Source organism: bacterium, assembly GCA_021372615.1.
In the GTDB taxonomy this organism is placed as follows: domain Bacteria; phylum Armatimonadota; class Zipacnadia; order Zipacnadales; family UBA11051; genus JAJFUB01.
This window is the reverse complement of sequence record JAJFUB010000014.1, coordinates 19,769-40,648: the sequence shown is the minus strand read 5'-3', so window position 1 is coordinate 40,648 and position 20,880 is coordinate 19,769. Positions and strand designations below refer to the sequence as shown.

General features: G+C 68.5%; 12 protein-coding genes. 4 read left to right on the top strand and 8 right to left on the bottom strand.

Annotated features, from left to right (window positions below; all coding sequences use genetic code 11):
* Positions 1-140 precede the first annotated feature (140 nt).
* The 4 genes from LLH23_01890 to LLH23_01875 form a co-directional block, all read right to left on the bottom strand.
* On the bottom strand, positions 141-3,893 hold the full coding sequence (locus LLH23_01890; protein MCE5237227.1) for a DUF4962 domain-containing protein: 3,753 nt from the start codon (positions 3,891-3,893) through the stop codon (positions 141-143).
* A 319-nt stretch (positions 3,894-4,212) separates the two neighbouring features.
* Positions 4,213-6,321: a beta-agarase gene (locus LLH23_01885; GenBank protein ID MCE5237226.1), complete on the bottom strand. Its 2,109-nt coding sequence runs from the start codon at positions 6,319-6,321 to the stop codon at positions 4,213-4,215.
* Between the two features lie 69 nt (positions 6,322-6,390).
* Entirely contained in the window at positions 6,391-7,353 is a 963-nt protein-coding gene (locus LLH23_01880; protein MCE5237225.1) for a peptidyl-prolyl cis-trans isomerase, read from the bottom strand.
* Between the two features lie 168 nt (positions 7,354-7,521).
* The gene (locus LLH23_01875) at positions 7,522-7,761 is read right to left on the bottom strand and encodes a hypothetical protein (GenBank protein ID MCE5237224.1); all 240 of its coding nucleotides are present in this window, start codon (positions 7,759-7,761) and stop codon (positions 7,522-7,524) included.
* Positions 7,762-7,860: 99 nt separating this feature from the next.
* On the opposite strand from LLH23_01875, the gene LLH23_01870 reads away from it, so the two are divergent.
* The 4 genes from LLH23_01870 to LLH23_01855 are packed head-to-tail and all read left to right on the top strand — an operon-like array spanning position 7,861 to position 14,410.
* Positions 7,861-9,567, top strand: coding sequence for a metallophosphoesterase (locus LLH23_01870; protein ID MCE5237223.1), 1,707 nt, complete (start codon positions 7,861-7,863; stop codon positions 9,565-9,567).
* A gap of 11 nt (positions 9,568-9,578) precedes the next feature.
* Entirely contained in the window at positions 9,579-10,928 is a 1,350-nt protein-coding gene (locus LLH23_01865; protein MCE5237222.1) for an FAD-dependent oxidoreductase, read from the top strand.
* 56 nt (positions 10,929-10,984) lie between these two features.
* Positions 10,985-12,487, top strand: a complete 1,503-nt coding sequence (locus LLH23_01860; protein MCE5237221.1) for an amidohydrolase family protein — start codon at positions 10,985-10,987, stop codon at positions 12,485-12,487.
* 42 nt (positions 12,488-12,529) lie between these two features.
* Positions 12,530-14,410 carry a hypothetical protein gene (locus LLH23_01855; GenBank protein MCE5237220.1) on the top strand — a complete coding sequence of 627 codons (1,881 nt, stop codon included), beginning with the start codon at positions 12,530-12,532 and terminating at the stop codon, positions 14,408-14,410.
* A 113-nt stretch (positions 14,411-14,523) separates the two neighbouring features.
* Here LLH23_01855 and LLH23_01850 read toward each other — a convergent pair whose 3' ends face one another.
* The 4 genes from LLH23_01850 to LLH23_01835 form a co-directional block, all read right to left on the bottom strand.
* Positions 14,524-16,503 carry a hypothetical protein gene (locus tag LLH23_01850; GenBank protein ID MCE5237219.1) on the bottom strand — a complete coding sequence of 660 codons (1,980 nt, stop codon included), beginning with the start codon at positions 16,501-16,503 and terminating at the stop codon, positions 14,524-14,526.
* 199 nt (positions 16,504-16,702) lie between these two features.
* Positions 16,703-17,743: a hypothetical protein gene (locus LLH23_01845; protein MCE5237218.1), complete on the bottom strand. Its 1,041-nt coding sequence runs from the start codon at positions 17,741-17,743 to the stop codon at positions 16,703-16,705.
* Between the two features lie 1,318 nt (positions 17,744-19,061).
* Positions 19,062-19,424: a cupin domain-containing protein gene (locus LLH23_01840; protein MCE5237217.1), complete on the bottom strand. Its 363-nt coding sequence runs from the start codon at positions 19,422-19,424 to the stop codon at positions 19,062-19,064.
* 21 nt (positions 19,425-19,445) lie between these two features.
* Positions 19,446-20,879, bottom strand: coding sequence for a hypothetical protein (locus tag LLH23_01835; GenBank protein MCE5237216.1), 1,434 nt, complete (start codon positions 20,877-20,879; stop codon positions 19,446-19,448).
* Between the last annotated feature and the right edge of the window lies 1 nt (position 20,880).

Sequence of the window (20,880 nt, the reverse complement as noted above, 5' to 3'; positions counted from 1 at the left end):
CTGTGCGGCTCTGGAGAGCCGCGCTCCGACGACGCCGACCACGGCACGTTGCCCTGTGGCGCTGTTGCTGAGGTTCGTACAAGCATGGGAACAGGCCGTGGGTGCCACGTCGTGTGCGGCGGGCCCCACAGCCGACGGCTCTACTGCGGCTCCAGGACGAAGCAATCCAGGTTCATCGAGCCGCTCAGCGCCTCCAGCCTCAGCGTGTGCGCGCCGGGCTTCAGGTGCAGCTTCGCTGGCAGGGCGAAGTACCGCCAGTCGCTGGTCGTCCGCGACCAGCCGCCGGTGCCGCTGAGGCGCAGGTCATACAGCACCTGGTCCACTTGCAGCGACCGCAGCACCTCCGGCTGTTCGCTGCAGCCGCGGACGAGCAGCCGGTAGTCGCCCTCGCGCGGGACGGTGCACTCCCACGTCGCCCACTGACCTTCGGTGTCCCACACGCAGTGCGCGAGCTTCCCGCTGGCCCCTACTTTCTCCATGACCTGCCCCTTGACTTGCCCCTCGCTGGCCGGCTTCTCAGCCTCGATGACCAGGGCCCCGGCGGGCGGGGCGTACTCCACCGGCAGCATCGTGGCCGGCAGCAACTCGGTCGGGAGGGGGGTAAGCCTCAAGTCCGGCGCGACGTCGGGGCCGCTCAGCAGCACCGCGTGCCGCCCCGCCTGCAGCCAGCGGCGCGTGCCGCCGCTGAGGCCCACCGGCTTGCCGTCCAGCGTCAGGCTCGTTGGCGGCGTGACGCTCCGGAGGCTCATCTCGTAGTGGCCCTGCGCCGGCGCCTCCCACACGCCCCACCAGTAGTGCGTCGCCTCCGTGCCGACCGGCAGCGGATAGTGGGTGAGCTTCACCCCGGCGGGCCGGGCAGCCTTCGTCGTGGCAGCCGGCCAGATGATCTGGTGCTCGCCGGCCGGGACCTGCAACTCCCACAGGCCCTTGACGGGTCTGATCTTCACCCCGGGGGCCCGGGTGAGGTCCGGCTCGCCGCGCAGGTTGAGCATCGTCAGCAGGCGCGCGGGCTTGTCCGCGCGGAGGGTGATGATCTCTCCCAGCGTGTTGTCCACCCAGGCAAAGTCCACAGGCTGGTCGGCCTCGACGAGGCTGATGCCGGCGCTCTTGAGCAGCGTGCCGCCGCCGCAGAACGCCTGCACCGGCCGGCCCTGGGCCGCCACGGTGACGACGGCCGCCGCGGCGTTCGCCGTCACCCCGGTGGAGGCCATTGGGCCCTGCGCCTCGCGCGCACGAACCAGCACCTCCGTCGTCTCCTTCCCCGCGGTGATACGCCCGCCCAGGCCGTTGCGCACAGCCAGCGGTTCCAGCTTCGCGGCCGCTTCCCCCGCCTCGCGAACCTGCATGACGGCCAGGAAGTCCTCGGCCTGGCGCTTCTCCCGCGGCGTGGCCCACAGCGTCCATTCGTGTGAGTACTTCTCGGGCGGCACGGGGCGCGTGCTGTAGCCGTCCACCGGCTCCACCGGATAGCCCGCGACGACCTTCAGGTCCACATCCGTCGGGGCGATGAACCGGCCGCTGAGGCCGGCCTGGCCGCTGGTGAAGCTGAACGACTGGCTCTTCGCGTCGGTCTCGATCGGCGCGACGGTGTGGAGCAGCCAGTCATACTGCGCGGGGCCCTGGCTCGCGCCCAGCACATCGTGCACGATCACGAACCCCGGCTTGATGAACAGGATGCGGCGGTCCCACCGCTTCAGCGCCCCCTCATACAGGTCCGGGTCGGAGGCGTCGCCCAGCATGGCCCCGAAGGCAGGGCTGTCGAACCACTCCCGCACCACGCCGTCGCAGCCGGGACGGCGCGACTTCTGGTCCTGGCCGTTGACAAGGATGGCGTTATGGGCGCGCGTGAGTGTCGAGTAGTTCGTGAAGTGCGGGCTGCCATACCAGTCGTAGTAGCCCGAGTCAATCGCCAGCTTCTCGCCGTAGGCGTGGATGACGAAGGCGTTCTGGTCCTCGTGCTGGTGCCCGGCCCAGAAGGGGCCACTGTGCATGGCGACCGTGACGCCGTCGGCGCCGCTGAGCAGCGAGGTGTTGAACACACCCCAGCCGATGAAACGGTAGAAGATGGACTGCGGCAGGTCGAGCGGCGGCTTGGGCTCAAAGCCCGCCTCGGCGGCCGTGCCGCCGGCATACCACAGCGCGTACGGGTCCTTCGTGCGCAGCGCCAGCTCTCTGACCTGTGAGGTCATGGCCGGGCCGAACACGCTGTGGTTGGGCTTGGCGGTGTCGGCGAAGGACACGGCCCACGCGCCGGGCGGGCAGGTGTACATCGGGAAGCGGCCCGTCTGGTACAGCCACGGGTGCTGGAACAGGTCAATGTTGCAGACCTGCTTCATCATGTCGGCATACTTGATGACGAAGCTGAGGCCATAGCCCCAGTAGCCGATGCCTTCGTTGTTGTCGCCCTGGTAGCCGAGCCCGCACAGGAACAGGCCGCAGTACAGGTCGTAGGCGTACTGGGCCCAGTTCGTCGCCGGCTCATATTCGCCGGTCAGGAGCAGGCCGCTCTCCCCGAGCGCGAGCGCGCAGAGCCAGGCGTGGTTGTTGTACTCGCGTCCGCCGACGCGGAAGGGGTTCAGGTAGTTGCTGAACAGCTCGGCCCGGCGGATGAGCACCCCGCGCAGCTTCCCACGCTCCTCGTCCGTCAGGTCGTCATGCAGCGCGTCGTAGGCCCAGTTCAGGCCCCGCAGCAGGTGCTGGAAGCCGATGTCGCCGCCCTTGATGGAGCTGCCGCCCAGCGGGTCCCACGTCGCCGCCTTCAGCGCCATCTCCTTGAGCCAGTCGCGCACTTGGGGGTCACGCGTGCGCACATACAACTCGGCCATCTGCTGCAGCCTCCCGCCGGTGCGGGAGGTGATGCCCCCATGCACCTTGCCGTACCAGTCAATCCAGGTCGGCCAGTCGGGGTTGCCGGGGGCGTAGGCCGGCGGGTCGTCGGGGATGCCCTGCCGGTAGGATGACCTCGCCTGGCTGATCAGCGACGCGCGCTCCGCTTCCGGCGCCAGGCCGCCGCCAATCAGGCGCGGATAGCCCCGCCGGTTCAGCTCCGCGAAGGGGATGGGCGGGCCGATGTACCGGTGCGCCTCGGCGGGAATGACGATCTTCTCAGCCGGGGTGACGCTGGAAGCCAGGGGACTGTCGCGATGGACGCGCCAGTACCAGTCGCCGGGCGCCAGCGCCTTGTCGGGCACCACCCAGTTGCGGCTCGTCTCCACCGTCGTGGTCTGGGCCGCCGGGAAGGCCGGGTCCGGCGAGTACTCCAGGCGCACCGGGCCCATGTTGCGCGCCCAGTGGAAGAACGGCGCGGCCGTATACGAGGTGCGCACACGGTCGGACAGTTGCGCGGGGCGCGGATCGGTATGGATGCGGATGTTGTCCAGCCACACCGTCATGATCGCCTGGGTCTCGTTGTCGGCCCGGCCATACAGGTTGACCCGCGAGAGCAGCGTCTCCAGCGTCAGTGTCGTCTTGGTCGGCGACTCCAGGTCCGCCGGCGACACCTCGACATGCCGCCACTGGTCGGTGAACTTGTCGCTGCTGAACCACTGGCTGCTTCCGGGGCCGTCGAAGATGATCCCCAGGTAGTTGGGCTTCTTGCCCTCCTCGATGACCTCACGGTGGTCGAAGGAGATCGCCAGGTCCTTGACCATGGGACGATCGAGCTTGATGCTGGCCTGGCAGTACTTGTCGGGCTTGGCGTTGGTGAACTTCAGGCACTGGCCCTTGCCGTCCGGACCGCCGGGCACCACCTCACCCGTGACTGACCCGCTGAAGCTCAGCACCGGGTAGGCCTTCACGTCCGTGGACTGTTCGAAGTCCAGCGAGATGAGCGTCTCCGCGTGCGCCAGGTGCGCGGCGCCCAGCATCAACAGCGGCAGCAAGTAAGCCCTCACCGTGTGCCTCCAGTAGGCAGGTTGATGACATCAACCGTCGCCCCTCCGGGGCTTCGGCCGGAGGGAAGGGCAGATGCGCGCCGGGACGGGGGCTTCCGCCCCCGCCTAGTCTGAGTCGGCCCTCCGGGCCTCGCACACACCATCCGCCTCGCATCGGAGGCGAGCCGTGGCCGCCGTGGCCGTGTCGTCGTGCGCCGTGGTCGTCCAGCGCCGTGGCCGTCCAGCGCCGGAGGCGCGGCTCAACCTCGGCGGGGGCGGAAGCCCCCGTCCCACGGCCTCCCCCCCCCTTGCCTTGCCGTGTGAGCCCCGGAGGGGCGACTCATCGCCCCTCGAACCGGTACTGGTACATCCCGTATCCCACCTCGCGCACCGCCGCGATTGTCTCGCCGTACGGCGTGTCGCAGCAGTCCACGAAGCCGATCTGGTAGTTCTCCTCATCCAGCGGCCGGCCGGTCGTCGCTTCGTCCATGTACTTGAACCAGCCGCTGCCCACGAAGTACGGGTTGCGCAACGCGCCCTGCACGTACTCGCGGTACGCCTTGGCCCGTGCTTCCTGGTTCGCCACCGGCACCAGCCCGGTATGGAACATCCCCCGGTCCAGCGCCCCGAAGTGGAACTCGCCGATGATCAGCGGCACGTCGGCGCCGCCGGCGGGCTTGAAGTCAGCCACCGAGGGACGATACAGGTTGCAGCACACGACATCGCAGTACTTAGCTGCTGCCGCCGCCGCGCGGTCATTGACCCACGCGAATCGGCAGCCCAGGTAGAGCTGATGCGGTGCGACTGCCTTGATGCCATCGCGGATCGTCTTGAAGTACGTCTCCGCCGTGCGGGTGTAGAAGGCTTTCAGGTCGGCGCCGGCTTTCGTCTTGTCCGGGACGCCGCGGAACTGCAGCAGCGCCTCCCACGAGGCGTGGGTCGTGCCCCAGGCGGCATTGAGCTGCGCGATATCGTCGTACTTGGCCCGCAGGTCGGCGATGAACGCCTGCTTGGCGGCCTGCTCCGGCGGCGACAGCAGCGCCCCCAGAGCCAGGGAGGTCTCATCGCCCCAGCCTAGCTCGTTGTCCACGAAGTAGCCCAGGCACCACGGGTCGTCGGCGGACTTGCCGACCTGCCCGGCCATGGCCTTGGCGAGGGCGTCGGCGAAGCTCGGGTCGAACACATCACGGAACTTGCCCCAGTAGCCCTGGCTCCCCTCCAGTTGCTTGGAGCTGAACCCGAGGTTGACGGTGTACGGCGTCTTGCGCTGCAGGTATATGGTTGCGTCCGACCAGTTGGCGATGGTGTTGAGGCCCCAACTGCGCAGGCGGCGGTGGCTGACATCGGCGAAGGCGGGCATGAAGTCCGCGCCGTACTTGCGCATGAGATTGGCGCGGGCGAAGTCGAACGTGCGGGGTTGCTTGCCGGTGTAGGTGCCGTGCACGACGCGCCAGGTCTTGCCGTAGCAGGCCTTGAACTCCCCGTCGGCGGCAGGCAGGTTGCGGAACCAGTTGTCGCGCTCGTCCAGGGGCGTTCCGCCCTCATAGGGGGTCACGCAGTCCACGCCGTGGGCCCAGAACAGCCGCCCCTCGGGGTCCACCAGCCACCACTTGCCCTGGTGCTTCACCGTGCGGAAGAAGCCGGTGGCCTCCAGCTGCGGCCCGCTCTGCCAGCCGCCGTACTGATCCCAGCCCTCGGGGCCGGGGCGGGCCTGTAAGTCGGCCGCCTCGGCCAGGCGACGGGCGGCGAAGTCCTCTGGGGCGTGGGTCTTGCCGGGCCAGTCGCGATGGATGTACTGGCCGAACTCGTCAATGAAGGGGAAGAACGTGGCGGCGTCCAGACCGATCTCGGCCGGAGCCTGGTACGTCCCCCCGGCGCGCACGTTGCTGATCTCGAAGGCGTGGTCTTCCTGCGGCTTGGGCACGAAGATCACGAGGTTGACGACCTCGGCGGGGTTGATGACCTTGTCCGTCGCCATCGCCCACGGCAGCCCGCGCATCCCGAAGAGCTTGATCTGCTCCATCCCCGGCGCCAGGCGGCTGAGCGGGACCTGGACTGTGCCCTGTTCCCCGGCTTTGAGCGTGAGCTGCTTGGTGAGGCAGTTGCGGATGCCGTCGGCCCCCATGTTGTCCACCCGGCAGCACACCGTCACGGCGTTGGTCCCCACATTGCGGACATCCACGGCGACGTACTCGTGCTTGCTCAGGTCCCACGGGCCGAAGGCCGCCGGCAGGTCAATCCCCGGCCAGTCCTGGGCGTGCCCGGTGGTCAGCCGCAGGGCGCCGTGGCCGTCGCGACTGACCCGCTCCACCTGCACCCCGCGGGCCGGGAGCTTCGCCGCCTGGAAGCCCTCCTCAAAGCCATACAGCACCTGGTCTTCGGCGGCGGCCAGGTTGCCGAGCAGTAGCACGGCCCAAACCAGCAGCAGCGTCGCGGCAGAGGGGCTCATGGCTGTCTCCTGGATGGCGTGGTCGCGGGGCCGGGCGGCGCCGCCGGCGCTCCGGCCCCCCGTGTCTCGCTATCTTGGCGCCATCGGGATGTCGGGCACCAGGTTGCTGGGCTGGAACGGAGTATGGATCGCGATCAGGCCCTGCACGCGCGTGGCCAGGAAGGGGTCGGGGATCGTGATCTGCGCGCGGGAGCGAGCGCGGTCCAGCCAGTCCGTCGTGGCCTGCTCCAACTGCTCGACCTGCACCCGCGCCCTCAGCGTCTCCCGGACGCTGGCGAACGACTGCGCCCCCGCCGGCCGCTTCGCCTCCAGCTTGATGATCGCCCAACCGTCCGGCACCTGGAGCACTGCACTGATCTGTCCGGGCTGCATCGCGAAGGCGCGGTCGCTGATGGGCTTGGCGAAATCGCCGCGGCTCACGAAGCCGGTGTCCCCCCCGTCGTCCTTGGTGGCGGGGTCCTCCGAGAACGCCTTGGCTAGGCCGGCAAAGTCCGCCTGCGGGTCACGGAGGGCCGTTGCCACGGCGTCGGCGCTGGCCTTGTCGCGGAACAGCATCAGGCGCAGGCGCACCTGCTCGGGGTAGGAGAACTCCGACTTGTGGGCCTCGTAGTAGCGCCGCAGGTCTGTGTCGTCGAGGGGGTGGTTGGCCATCGCCAGGCGCTCCAGTAACGCCTCGGCCGCCAGTTCCTGCCGGAACTCCGCCTTGGTGCGGCGGTTCTTGCGCAGCTCCTCGGCGAAGTCCCGCTCCGAGCCAATGCGCGCGATGGCCTGCTGCTCCTTCATGTCCAGCTCCGGCTCGGTGATGGACACATTGGCCTGCCGCGCAGCCTGCAGGATCAGTTGCGTGTCAATCATCTCCAGCAGTAGCTTGGCGCCCTCCTGCACCACCAACTCCCGCTGCAGGTCCTCCTCGGTGATCGGCTGGTCGTTGACGCGCACCAGCACTCGCTGCTGCGACAGGCAGGCGACAGGAATGGCGACGGCGATGATGCCGATCAGGAGGAGACTGTACTTCAGGTAAGCTCTGGTCATAGGTCGGGTTTCGTGTGTCGTGCCATACCGCTGTCCTGCCAGGGAGGCGGGGGAGAGGGGGCCTCTGGAGCGCGGCTCTCCAGAGCCGCAGCTGTCCGCGAACGCATTTGCGCGCGTGGGGACACGCGCGCCCACGCGACCATCTCCCCATCTCCCCATCCCGCCATCCTACTCCTCATCCCTCAACACTGCCGCCGTCTCCCCCTGTTCCAGCAGGTCGAGCAGCTCGCGGATGATGTCGTGGTGCCAGAAGAAGCCGACGGTGGCGTCGCGGTATTCCAGCAGGAAGTGTGATGGGCGCTCGGTCAGGCGGCCGCGCCACTGCGGGTCCGGGTCGCGCACCCCGCGCAGCACGATCCGCTTGCCCAGGCGCCGCTCCGCCGCGCGCAATCGCTCGTCGAGGGTCACCCCTGTGGCTTCCCGGCCGGGGCCGAGGAATCCTGCGCGGCGAGGGATTCGCACCCGCCGGGGCGAAGACAGCGCCATCTACACGCTGAGGTACACCCCATGCGCCGACTGACACTTCCCCTGCTACTGGTGTTCCTGTCCGCCTTCGTCTACGCCGGCACGATCTCCGGCCACGTCTTCCTCGACGCCAACGGTGACGGCCAGTACCAGGCCGGCGAGCCCCCCGCCGCCGGTGTGCTGGTGAGCGACGGCATCGCCATCGTCGCCCCCGGCGCGGACGGCGCCTACCAGCTCCAGTCCCCCGACGGTCCGCAGGTCGTCTTCGTGGTCAACCCCACCGGCACGTGGCCCGCGGCCGGTTTCTACCGCAATGTCCCCACTGGCGCGGAACAGGCCGACTTCCCCCTCGTGCGGCAGGAGCAGAAGACGCCGTTCTACTTCGTGCATGGCACGGACCTGCACATCCAGGACAGCGCCGCGGCGCAGATGGCCCAGTACGTCAAGACCCTCAACGAGTTGCCCGTGCCGCTGGCCTTCGTCGTGCACACGGGCGATCTGGCCGTGGACACCACCGGATGCCCGCTGCCCGAGGGTGAGCGTCGCCTGAAGCTCTATCAGCAGATGGTCGCGCCCCTGAAGATGCCGCTGTTCAACCTGCCCGGCAACCACGAGCACGCCGGGGCGGGCAGCCTGGATGGGCCCCGCACCGAGCCCGACTGGGGCAAGGGCATTTACCGGCGGCTGTTCGGCCCGATGCACTATGCCTTCAACTACGCTGGGGTCGGCTTCATCGCTATGGACGGCACCGACGTCAGCAGCGGCAAGGTGGCGTACGAGATCCCCCAGGAGTGCATGGCGTGGCTCAAAGCTTACCTGCCGCATGTGGACATGGCGACACCGCTGGTGATGATGATTCACGAGGAGTTCTTCACGCTCGCCCAGAAGCCGGAAGTGGAGCAGCTCCTGCAGGGGCGGAAGGTCATCATGGCGCTGTGCGGGCACGGACACAGCCTCAGTCGCGTGCCCTTCGCCGGCGGCATGGAGACCGAGGGCGGGGCGGTCAGCTACGCCTGGCACGGCAGCAGTTTCGCCCCCAACGCGATGGCGTACCACCTCGTGAAGATCACCCCCGATGGCTTCGAGGACGTGATGGGCGACTGGGCCGAGCGCTACCCGGTGACGGTCGTCTCCCCCGCGCGTTCCGCCACCCTCAGGGACGAGGCCGCCTGCGACGTGCGCTTTCTGGACCTGAAAAGCGAAGTCACCTCGGTGGACGTGAGCCTGGGTGAGGCGAAGCAGGCCGTGACGGACTTCCGGCCCGACGGCCTGACGCGGAGGTTCAGTTGTGCGCTCAAGCTGCCCGCGCTGGTGGATGGCGTCCACGACTTCGTCCTGACGCTGCACGGCCCTGGCGAGCCGATGGTCGAGCGCCAGCCCTTCCTCGTCCTCACCGGTCGGGAGGAGCCCTTCGCGGCCACGGCCCCGGCCAAGCTGAGCATGATGCTGTTCGGGGTCCAGGCCGCCAACCTCGTCAAGGTGAATGGCCAGGAGATCGGCACGCTCCCTGCCGATGCGAAGGAACGCCAGAACTTCAGCCTGGAAGTGCCGGCCACGGCGCTGCGGCGCCTCAACACGGTGGAGTTCGTCTCGGCGCCGCTCGCTGCCGGGGGCTACGACAACTTCAGCGCCCTGTACGTCACGATGACCTATCAGGGCAAGAAGGTCAGCGACCCGCGCAACCACGGCGTCACGGTGCCCAAGAGCGATCAGGCCGTGAGCCGCAGCCTCTACTTCGACATCAAGTAGCGAGCCGAGCGATGACTGACAGCAACCCTCGTCTGCACCAGGAGCAGCCCCGAGCCCTTCGCCTGGGCACAGGGCGCGACATCGTCACGGAGCCCCCGCGCGACACGCCCGTCGTGGCCGAGGTGGACGTGCTGGTCGTGGGGGGAGGGCCGGCCGGCGTGGGCGCGGCGCTCGCGGCCGCCCGTGAGGGGGCGCGCACGCTGCTGCTCGAGCGTCACGGGATGCTCGGCGGCATGTGGACCGCCGGCCTGGTCAATCCCTTCTTCGAGTTCCGCAAGAAGGGCTGGCTCGTGGCCGAGCTGGTCGAGCGCCTGCAGACCGAGGGCGCCTGGCATCACCACGCCTGGCGCGCCACCTTCGACACCGAGGCCATGGTGCGCCTGCTGGAGACGATGTTCGCCGAGGCAGGGGCGACCTTCTGGTACCATGTGCTGATGACCGAGCCCATCGTCACCGAGGGCGCGGTCCGGGGCGTCATCATCGAGAGCAAGGCGGGGCGCGAGGCTGTCCTGGCCTCGGTCGTGGTGGACTGCACGGGCGACGGCGATGTGGCCGCCCGCGCCGGCGTGCCCTACGAACTGGGCCGCCTCTCCGATGGCCTCATGCAGCCCATGACGCTGATGTTCGAGATCGAGGGCCTCGGCGGCTATGAGCAGGGGGCGACCGAGGAGACGTACGACCAACTGGCGCAGGCCATCGCCGCATACGACCTCGGCGTTGAGTTGCCCATCGGTCGCGTCAACTACGCCCCGGCCATCATCACCATGCCCCGCCCCGGCAGCGCCATGGTGCAGGCCACCCACGTCTACCGCCTCAACGGGCTGAACCCGCGCGATGTGACGGAGGGGATCGTCACGGCCCGCCGGCAGGCGTACGACCTGGTCACGGCACTGCGCCACGTGCCAGGGCTCGAGGGCGTCCGCCTGGTCCGCACCGCCCCCACCCTCGGCCTGCGTGAGACCCGTCGCCTGTGTGGGCGCTATCGCCTGACGCTGGATGATCTGGCCGCCGGGCGGCGCTTCCCCGATGCCGTGACGTGCTGCGCCTTCGGGGTGGACGTCCACGAGCCCGCCCCCGGCGCCGGCGTCCCCTCGGGCCATGGCGCACCGATGCAGGCCTACGAGATCCCGTACCGCTGCCTGCTGCCCGAGAACGTGCAGGGCCTGCTCTTCGCCGGCCGCTGCATCTCCGGCAGCCACGAGGCCCACGCCTCCTACCGCGTCACCGGCACGTGCATGGCGATGGGCCAGGCCGCCGGCCTGGCCGCCGCCTGGGCCGCGCGGACAGGGGCGATGCCCGGAGACCTGCCCGGGGAGGAACTGCGGGGCCTGCTGGAGGGCCGCGGCGTCGGGTTCCTGTAGAGACCGCAGGCCGGACGAGTTAAGTATGGTGTCCCCGAATTAGAGGGAGTATGGACATGGATCTCGATCTCATCATCACCGGCGGGACGGTCTATGACGGGAGTGGGAGCGAGGGCTTCCGCGCTGATGTCGGCGTGGCGGGGGACCGCGTGAAGGCTGTGGGCGACCTGTCGCAGGCCGTGGCGCCGCGCACCCTTGACGCCACCGGACTGGCCGTCTGCCCGGGCTTCATTGACCCCCATACCCACTGCCATGTGGATGTGGACAAGGACATCCTGCACTCCGACAACCTGCTCCGCCAGGGCATCACCACCGTCATCGCGGGCAACTGCGGCGGCTCCGGCTGGCCGGTGGGCGAGCACCTGGCCAAGGTCGAGCGCGAGGGCTTCAAGAGCAACTATGCCATGCTGGTCGGCCACCACACGATCCGGCGCGTGGCGATGGAGGGCAGCGAGAGCCCGTGGCCGACCTACGAGCAGACGGTGGCCATGCAGGACATGGTGCGGCAGGGGCTGGAGGAGGGCGCCATCGGCATCACGGTCGGCTATGCCCAGCGCCACGAGACGTTTGAGGAGATCGTGGACGTGACGCGCCCGGCCGCGGACGCCGGGGCTATCTACGCCAGCCACATCCGCTCCGAGGGCAAGGGGTTGCTCCAGGCGGTGGCCGAGGCCATCGAGGTCGCCCACCAGACCGGCATCGCCGTGCAGATCTCGCATCTGAAGACCGACGGGCCCGCCTTCTGGGACAAGCTCGACCTCGTCCTGGAGATGATGGAGGACGCCGTGGCGCGCGGCCTCGACGTGGCCGCCGACCGCTATCCGTACATCGGCTGGCACGGTGGCTCCACCAACATCATGAACCGCTGGTGCTACGAGGAGGCACAGCAGCGCGGGGGGCGCGAGCACCTGAAGGACCCGGACGTCATCGAGCACTTCCGCCAGGAGATCGCGAGCCTGCTGGCCCAGTACGGCGGCCCCGACAAGCTCATGTTCACCTCCCTCAAGCAGCCCGACCCGGAGGTGGACGGCAAGACCGTGGCGGACCTCATGGCGCAGTGGGGCGCCGAAGCCATTGATGTCTCCCTGGAGATCGAGCGCCGCAATGCCGAGAACGCCATCGGCGCGGTGGGCTTCACCATGAGCGAGGACAACCTGAAGACCATCCTGGCGCACCCGCTCGTGATGGTTGGCACCGATGCCCACCTGGAGGTCTTCGGCCGCTATGCCACCCACCCGCGCAACTACGGCACCTACCCTCGCGTGCTGGGCAAGTACGTCCGCGAAGAGCGGCTCATGTCCCTGGGCGAGGCGGTCGAGAAGATGACCTCCAAGCCCGCTCGGCGCTACGGGCTGCGCGACCGCGGTTGGCTGCGCCCCGGCTACTTCGCCGACCTCGTCATCTTCGACCCGGCCACGGTCGCCGACAACGCGGCCTTCACCAACGCCCACCAGTACCCCACCGGCATGCCCTTCGTCCTCGTCAACGGGCAGGTGGCGGTCGACAACGACGTGACCGCCGCCGGGCACTTCGGCCGGGTGCTGCGCCGCGACGGCTGAGACACTCGCCGCGTCGGTCACTGACGGAGGTGACGTGCAACCATGTCCACCTCGCTACGGGGGACGATCACGATGGCGATGCTCGCGCTGAGTGCGGCCGCAACGGGCGTTTTCGCCCAGACAGGCTTCATGGATCACGGCGCGGCGGTTCCGCTCGCCGAGCGGCGCGGGGTCGTCGCCACCCGCACGCCCGACGGCAAACACGTCGCCGTCGCCTGCAGCCTCGACCTCAGCCCTCGTCCCTGGGTGCTGGTCATCGACCTCGACACCGGCGTGACCACCCAGGTGTTCATGCCCGAGGGCACCCCCAACTCCCCGCCCTACGGCTCGCTCCTGGGCAGCAACGGCAAGTTCTACACCTGTGAGGGGGCGACGTTCCTGGAGCTCGACCTCGCCACCCGCGAGTTCACCTTCCACGCCGCCCCCGTCGCCGGCCAGTGCTACCTGGGCTTCACAGAAGGCCCCGATGGCTGCGTCTATGCGGGCAGTTGCTCCGGCTGTCACCTGATCTGCTTCGACCCCAAGACGCGCGAAATCAAGGACTGCGGCCGTCTCGACCCGGTGCAGCAGTACCCCTCGCACCTGGCGGTGGATAGCGCCGGCTGGGTGTACGCGGGCATCGGCACCGCCCGGCACAACATCGTCGCCTTCAACCCGGCCACCGGCGAGCGGCGGCAGCTCATCCCCGAAGCCGACCGCCAGATCGGCACCGCCGTCGTCTACCCCGGCGCCGACGGCAAGGCTTACGGCGAGTTCAAGGACAGTCACTTCCAGCTCTTCGGGGGCCAGGCCACGCCCATCACCAAGGAGCAGATGGGCCCCCGCGCGGCAGTCCACAACATCGGCTGGGGCACCCTCCTGAGCAACCTGCCCGACGGCCGTCGCGTCCGCGCCTATGACCTTGAGCAGAAGTGGCTGGAAGTCGAGGACACGCAAGCCAAGACCGTCAGGAAGATCACCTTCGACTACCAGTCGGAGGGCACGCACCTCCGGGTGCTCGCCGGCGGGCCGGATGGCCTCGTCTACGGCTCCTCGGCCCACCCGTCCTTCGCCTGCACGTTCGATCCGCGCACCCAGAAGCTGGAGGTCAAGCCCGGCCACCAGGCCTGGAAATCCATTGCCTTCCAGGGCCCATACGTGATGGGCAACGAATACACCGGCGGGAAGCTGTGGCTGTACGACACCCGCCAGCCGTGGACCGGGCCCGGCACGGCAGCGACGGACAACCCCCGCCTGCTTAAGCAGTACGCCCCGGACATTAACGTCCCCGTCGGCGCCCTGGCCTACCCCGACGGCAAGCACCTGCTGATGTCCGGCGAGCCGGGCTACGGCTACCTGGGCGGGGGCATCGGCCTCTACAACCTGGAGACCAACGAGAGCCAGTTGCTGACCCACAAACAGCTCATCCCCGACCACAGCGTGGCGGCGATGGCGGCCCTGCCCGATGGCAACGTGATCTGCGGCACGACTGTCGCCGGCGGCCACGGCACCGTCGCCGCCGCGAAGGAGGGCGTGCTCTTCGTCCTGGACTGGCCGACGAAGCAGGTCGCGTACCAACTCGTGCCGGTGCCCGGTTCTAGCAGCATCGCGGCCCTGCACGCCAGCAGCGACGGCCTCGTCTACGGCCTGGCCAGCCCGGCCACGTTCTTCGTGTTCGACCCGAAGGAGAAGAGGGTGGTCCGGTCGCAGGCTCTGCCCGACTGCGGGGGCGCGGTGTTTGGCAGCGCGCTGCTCCCGGACGGCCAGGGTCACCTGCTCACGGTGCTGAGTGGGGGAGTGGTACGGGTGACACAGCGGGGGTTTGCGGTCGAGAAGCTGGCCGCCCCGCCCGCGACCATCACCGGCGGCACGGCCCTCGTAGGCGACCACATCTACTTCGCGATCGGCTCCCACCTCTGGAGCTATGCCCTCCCCGGCGGGTAGGTCTATTTCGGGGACACCATACTTAACTCCCGGATAGACCACGCGGTCCTCGGCTACCGCGGTGCCCCTGCCCGGACGGCGCGAGTTAGGTATGGTGTCCCCGAATTGATGTTCTACCGCCAGTCGGCCGAGACAATCGGCTGGTTGACGGGCTCTGTCACCAGCTTGCGCACGCGACGGGTCTCCAAGTTGACAATGTGCAGGGCGTACCGGTCGTTCGGGTCGGAGACCAGCCCACACACCATCAGGATCTCGCTGCCATCGGGTGACCAGGAGACGGTACAGCCGAAGGTGATCTCCAGCCCCTGAGCAACGATCCGCGGTACACCGCCGGTCGCAGGTACCAGACACAACTCATGCTTCAGCGCCGTCTTAGTGCCGTCGCGCAGTGGGCTGGGCCCCCAGGCATCAGGGTCTTTGCCGGGGAAGCGCAGGAACGCGATCTGGGTTCCGTCCGGGCTGAAGCATAGCGTCCTGTCCCCATAGTCCCAGGGGGATTGGCTGTGGTCATAGAGGCGGTGCGCCCTGCTTCCGTCCAGCCTCGCGGCCGAGGCCTGGGATCCGTGCAGATATGCAACCCACTGCCCGTCGCGTGACAGGTCGGCGTACTGGGAGCTGAAGTACCGGTCCCCGGGGTACAGGGCGGGTAGCTTTGCCCGGGGGGAACCGTCCAACGGGAACCACCAGTGAGTGGCCAGGCTGAAGTCGTTGTTGGGGTCCCTGTTCGACCAGGCAAGCAGTCGCCTTCCGTCCGGGCTCCACGAGATGTTCCCGTAGGCGCTGGGCATTCGCGTTACCGGCACCTCGGGCCCGCTGGGCAGATAGTAGACAAACAGATCCGTCAGGAACCGGTTCCGAGCAGGATCGGTGACGCGGGCGTAGGCCACCGCCTGTCCGTCCGGTGACAGGCGGGGTCCTGCCCAAAGCCCCTGTAGGTTCCCGATACCCTCGACACGGCGCATGTTGCTGCCATCGGGGTTGATCAGGAAGACCTGCCCGCCGCGGCTGAAGGCGATGATGCCTCGGCCGGGCTGCGGCTGCGCCACCGGCGGCGGGGGGGCGGCGAGGGGCGGCCCCAGGTGCGGGATCGCATCGCCCGCCTCATGTCGCGAGATCGCCTGCACCCGCGCGCCATAGCGGTCCATGGCGTAGACCTCGTCGGCGCCGTCGCGGGCAGTGACGAAGAGGAGGTACTCGCTGTTGGCGGACCACTCCTGGTCCCAATCATCCTTCGGGTTGTTGGTCAGGTTCTTCTCGCCACTGCCGTCGGCGCGGACGCTGTAGATCTCCTTGTTGCCGTCGCGCTGACTCACAAAGGCGATCTCAACTCCGTCGGGCGACCACAGCGGGTAGCGGTCGATCCCCTGAGCGTGGGTGAGGCGCGTCTGGGCTGAGCCGTCAGGGCGCATCTTGTAGATCTCGCAGTCCCCAGTGCGGTCGCTCATGAAGGCGATCCAGTCACCATCCGCCGACCAATCGGGATCCACCGCGCCCGGCGCCTCGCGGGTCAGTTGCGTGAGCATCTCGCCATCGGCTCGCACCCTGAAGATCTGGAAGCGCCCCCCCTGGCTGCCCATGTACACGAGCCACTGGCTGTCCGGCGACCAGGCCGGACACATGTCGTCCTCGGGACTGCGGGTGAGTTGACGCTGCTCCCCGCCGCTTGCGTCCATGACCCAGACGTCCCATTTGCCTGCGGCCGTCCAGCGCACGAAGACGATCCGGGAGCCATCCGGCGACCACGCCGGGCTGTCGTCATTGGCGGCGTTGCGGGTGAGGTTGGTCGGCTCGCCGCCGTCGGCGCGCATCGAGTAGAGCTCGGTGTTGCCGTCCCGCGCCGAGACGAACAATATCGTCCGGCCGTCCGGCGACCACCTGGGCATGCGGTCCTCGGCGGGATCGGAGGTGAGGCGCGTCTGAGCCTCACCGCTGCCGGTCATGCGGTAGATCTCCCCGTTGCCGTCGCGGTAGCTGGTGAAGGCAATCGCCTGCTGCGGCTGGGAAGTCACACATGAAGCGGAGAGCAACAGCACAGTCAGGGCGGCAGAGACGAGAGATACCCAGCAAGGGCGAGGCACGCGCATCCGTGGCATGCCGAACACCTCCCAAACGGGAACATGGCAGCAAGTGCCCGGACGTGTGAGCGCTGCGAACGAGATGGCAACGGCGAGGGCGACGACGCTTGGCACCCACTGCTACTGGTGGCATTCGCCTAAGAGGGTATGTTTACCTTCCAAGCATGGCCGGTCTGGGGATAACTGGCTGCGTACCGACGGCGCGTCCCGGCGGTGCTCACTCAGCCGCCTGGCGCAGGACCTCGTACACCGCCACGATGTTCTCGATCGGGGTGTCCTCGGTGAAGCTGTGGGTGGGGCCCGCGACAAAGCCGCCGCCGGGCGCCCCGATGCGCAGCACCGCTCGCACGTGGTCGCGCACCTCATCGGGCGTGCCTCGCACCGTCACCTGCTGCCCGTCAATGCCGCCCCACAGGCACAGGTCCCGCCCGAACCGGCGCTTGACGTCCCCCAGGTCGTTCCCCCTGGCCTCGGTCTGCAGCCTGCCCGTGCACGCGATGCCCATCTCGATGAAGTCCGGGTACAGGTCGCGGAAGCCCCCGCACCCGTGGAAGTAGGGGATGACCGCGAACTCGCGGCACAGGTCAACCATTCGCTGCAGGTGGGGCTTCATGTACTCCCGCCACATGGCCGGGCTGATGACCATGCCGCCCTGGCCGGCCACATCGTCGCCCAGCCCCAGGATGTCAATCAGCCCGGCATTCGCCGTCAGGAAGCGCCGCGTGCGCTCCAGGTTGAACTCCGCGATGCGCCGGAACACCTCGTGCGCCAGATCAGGCTCGCACGCCATGTCCATCATGAGCTGCTCCAGGCCGCGCACGCCCATGGCGAACAGGAAGAGGATGCCCATGTCATAGGCCACCACCGCCTGGTCGCGCCAGGCGGCGGCCACGTCGGCAGGAACGTCGTAGTCGAACCAGTCCGGGTCGGGCCAGCGCCACTGGTCGAGGTCCGCGACGTTCTGCGCCGTGCCGACGGGGTAGATGGCTGGCCCCTGTCCCCCCGGCTGGTTGTGCAGCCGGGCATGCACGGCCCCGCAGTTGTACCCGTACCGCACTTCACCGGGAGCCTGGACCAGCCGCGGCCACACATACCGCACATCGGCGCCCAGGCATCGCAGCAATGCCTCGCTGTCCCCCGCCGCCACCCCCAGACGCTGAGCCAGCGCCGCATCCACGCGGCCCCCCAGGTAGTAATAGGGCGTCCGGTCCACCGCTTCGTGGCGAATGCTACGCAGCACGCGCTCCTTCGATGTCACGCCACGCCTCCTCTATTTCGGGAACACCATACTTAACTCCCCCTACGCCACAACCTCGTCCGTCAACTCCGTGTCCTCGTGCTGGTAGGGTGGGCTGCAGAGGCATAGGAGGCGGAGCGGGGTGCTGCTCAGGCAGGTGGCGCGGTGTTCGGCCCTCGCATGCCCCTGCCCCGACGGCGCGAGTCAAGTATGGCGTCCCCCAACTGCGTCAACGCTGGTTGCCGGGCGGGCGGTAGTCCCGCAAGTAGTCGCTGGACGCAGTGGCCGTCACGGCGTAGAGCCTGTCACAGGCGTTCCCGCTCTGGCAGGTTGAGGCCATCGCTCTCTGCTACCGCGATCGCGCCCTGTCGCTCTCCGCCCACGCCCATGTGGCTTGACCGCAGGAGCGCACAGCGCCCTCAAGCCCTGCTACCCGCAGTTCCACAAGCGGATACCTCCAAGTGGTCAGGCCAAACCTAGGTCTACGCCGGAAACGCATGACCTGGGAACGTGAGGTATAGGTCATGCCCCAGAAGTCGACCATACCGAGAGCTGTCTCATCGCGGACTCGCAACGATACGACTGAGTTGATCTCCAGTTCCCAGGGCACGGCAGCACACATACCGTGGCGGCATATTCCGGCGTCCACCTCCCAGAGCTTCAGTCGCACTTGCTGCTGACTCTCATCATGGTCGATCCAGCACGGATCGTACAGCGTCTCCTCCAGCAGACGCGAAGCCGTGTCCAGTGAGGCTGCATCGGTGAACGGGAGGCTGAAGGGTACGCGCAGACCCAGTTCGGCCAAGTGCGAAGGCGGACAGGCGCCAATAGCGCACTCCCGTGCGCCATCGACTACCATTCTCACTGCCTCAGACAGGCCGACGTCTCGAGACCACGGGCCGCCGTGTGACCCCATTGAGAGGGCCTTCGTCAGTCCGGTGTGCAAGGGCGGCAGTTCCTCGCGAGAAGCTGTCCCCGCAATCTCCATGACGGTTGATGAGTGGGGTACTGTGAACACGACTCGGGCCTGGAAGACGCCACCCGGAATGCCTTTGGTCCCGCGGATCGGTGCCAGAGCTACGGTACTGTCATCAAGGGGACACACGTCCGCCCAGGCCGACGCCTGTTCGTGCTGGCTATCTTGCCACAGGAGAACCACCGGTTGTAGTCTCTCCATACGCTTGCGTATGGCGGCAATGGCTTCGCGTGTAGACACGAGGACCCTCCCACCCGGGCTAACCTGCGCCCATTCGAACGCACCCGTCATGTCTGATCCCGGAGATCAGGCATCTCGGGAATCCCGGAATCTCGGGGACACCATACTTAACTCCCCGTCCCGCTACACCACGACTCCCTCCGTCAGCTCCGTGTCCTCGTGCTGGTAGGGCGGGCTGCAGAGGCACAGGAGGCGGAGGGGGGTGTTGCTCAGGCAGGTGGCGCGGTGCTCGGCGCCGGGGGGGATGAGCACCGCGTCGCCCGTCTGCACCGGCTGCTGCCGCGCGGCCACCTCGACGATCCCCTCGCCGCTTAGCACGAAGTAGACCTCCTCGGACTGCCGGTGGCGGTGGCGCGTCGTGGACTGGCCGGGCGCGATCGTGGCCTCGGCCAGGCTCAGGTGGCGGCTGCCCTGCCGCTCGGGGCGAATGATCTCGCGGATCAGCGAGCCATCCAGCGTCGTGTACGTCGGCTGGTCGTCACTCATGGCGTGGTGCACCCTCTCGCGCTACTCCCCCGTCATCCTCACCCAGTCGAACACCGCCGTGGTGTCTTCGGCGGCGCCGAAGCCCACGTAGCCCTGCGCGTACGTTGCGTCCACTGCTGTGAGCAGCGGCTGCCCCTGGACGCCGCCGCTGATCGTCGTGCCCTGGACCGACAGCACCAGCAGCGCCGGGTCCACCGCAGGCGCTACCCGGGCGGCCTTCAGTTCCACGCGCCGTGTCGGCGTCCGCCGCGGCCAGCGCTCCCGCGACGGCGGGCCGGTGGCGTCCGACCGGAAGAGCCGCAGCCTCTGCTGCTGCCAGTCGTAGTCCAGACCGTAACACCCCGCCAGGGGCGCATCGGCGGACTGGACCCTCACCAGTAACGTGCTGACGGTGGCGTGCTCGAGGGATGGCGTGTAGGCCTGCTCGCGGGGCATCAGGCGGATGCGGCCGCAGGAGGCCGTGACGGTGCAGGTCCGGGCGTGCTTGCTGTCAATCGGCAGATAGAAGCACTCGGCCAATACCACCTGATTCACGCCGTCGCGGCGGCGGCGCACATTCTGGCCGTAGCTCCCGTGCACAGCATACCAGGGCCTGTAGACAATCGGCTTGCCCGAGCTGCCGTACGAGTACGTCTCCTTGTTCCTGTCCTGTTCCGGCTCGTCGCCCAGGCCGTTGAAAGCCTCGGTGAGGCCGAAGGGCGCCCCCACATCCACCGGTGGCTTGGGGCCGCCCTGGCCCGGCCGCGCCAGCTCGAACCGCGTGAAGACGATCGGCAGCCGCCCGTGGCCCCCGAACCCGACCAGGCCGGTCTGGTAGCGGCTGTCGCTGGCCTGCAGGGCCACAGCGCCATCCACCAGGCCCTCGAGCGCAGCGCCCTGCATGACCAGGGCGAGACTGTGCGGATGGCTGTCACCGGGGGCCGGGCGCTCGGCCAGGAGCGTGTTGCCCGCCCACAGTCGCTGGCGCCCATCGTGCATGTCCCACTCGAAGGCGTAGCCGGTCTGGTAGGGGAGCAGGTCGCGCCGCGTCGGCTGCGTCTCCTCCTGCACGCGGCCGAAGACGGTGACGAAGACGCCGGCCGTCGGGTCGCCGCCGTCGGGGTGGCTGAACCGCACCGACACGGTCCCGTCCTGCACGGGCCGGGTGGCGGCCATCAGGGCCCCGCCCGTCAGCCGCGCCTGCCCGCCGCCCGGAGTATCGGCTTCGCAGGCGAAGGGGCCGTGCCGCGGGTGGACGATGTCCACCTCCCGGCGCTCCAGGGGCTCATTGGCATCGAAGTCGTCGCGGAACGAGCCGCCGGGGTCGTTTGCGTAGTAGGGGGTGACAGTGCTCGTCGTCTGCCCGGGGGCGGCGAAGACGGGCGCCCAGATCTGGTGCCAGACGATCAGGCATGACAGGCCCAGGAGCCAGAGGATACTGCCGAGTGCAATGGCCAGGCGGCTGCGGGTGCGCATC

Bases quoted from the DNA above. Each gene is read 5' to 3' on its own strand.
- LLH23_01885 (MCE5237226.1), bottom strand. From the start codon at position 6,321: ATGAGCCCCTCTGCCGCGACGCTGCTGCTGGTTTGGGCCGTGCTACTG.
- LLH23_01880 (MCE5237225.1), bottom strand. From the start codon at position 7,353: ATGACCAGAGCTTACCTGAAGTACAGTCTCCTCCTGATCGGCATCATC.
- LLH23_01870 (MCE5237223.1), top strand. From the start codon at position 7,861: ATGCGCCGACTGACACTTCCCCTGCTACTGGTGTTCCTGTCCGCCTTC.
- LLH23_01865 (MCE5237222.1), top strand. From the start codon at position 9,579: ATGACTGACAGCAACCCTCGTCTGCACCAGGAGCAGCCCCGAGCCCTT.
- LLH23_01860 (MCE5237221.1), top strand. From the start codon at position 10,985: ATGGATCTCGATCTCATCATCACCGGCGGGACGGTCTATGACGGGAGT.
- LLH23_01855 (MCE5237220.1), top strand. From the start codon at position 12,530: ATGTCCACCTCGCTACGGGGGACGATCACGATGGCGATGCTCGCGCTG.
- LLH23_01850 (MCE5237219.1), bottom strand. From the start codon at position 16,503: ATGCCACGGATGCGCGTGCCTCGCCCTTGCTGGGTATCTCTCGTCTCT.
- LLH23_01840 (MCE5237217.1), bottom strand. From the start codon at position 19,424: ATGAGTGACGACCAGCCGACGTACACGACGCTGGATGGCTCGCTGATC.
- LLH23_01835 (MCE5237216.1), bottom strand. From the start codon at position 20,879: ATGCGCACCCGCAGCCGCCTGGCCATTGCACTCGGCAGTATCCTCTGG.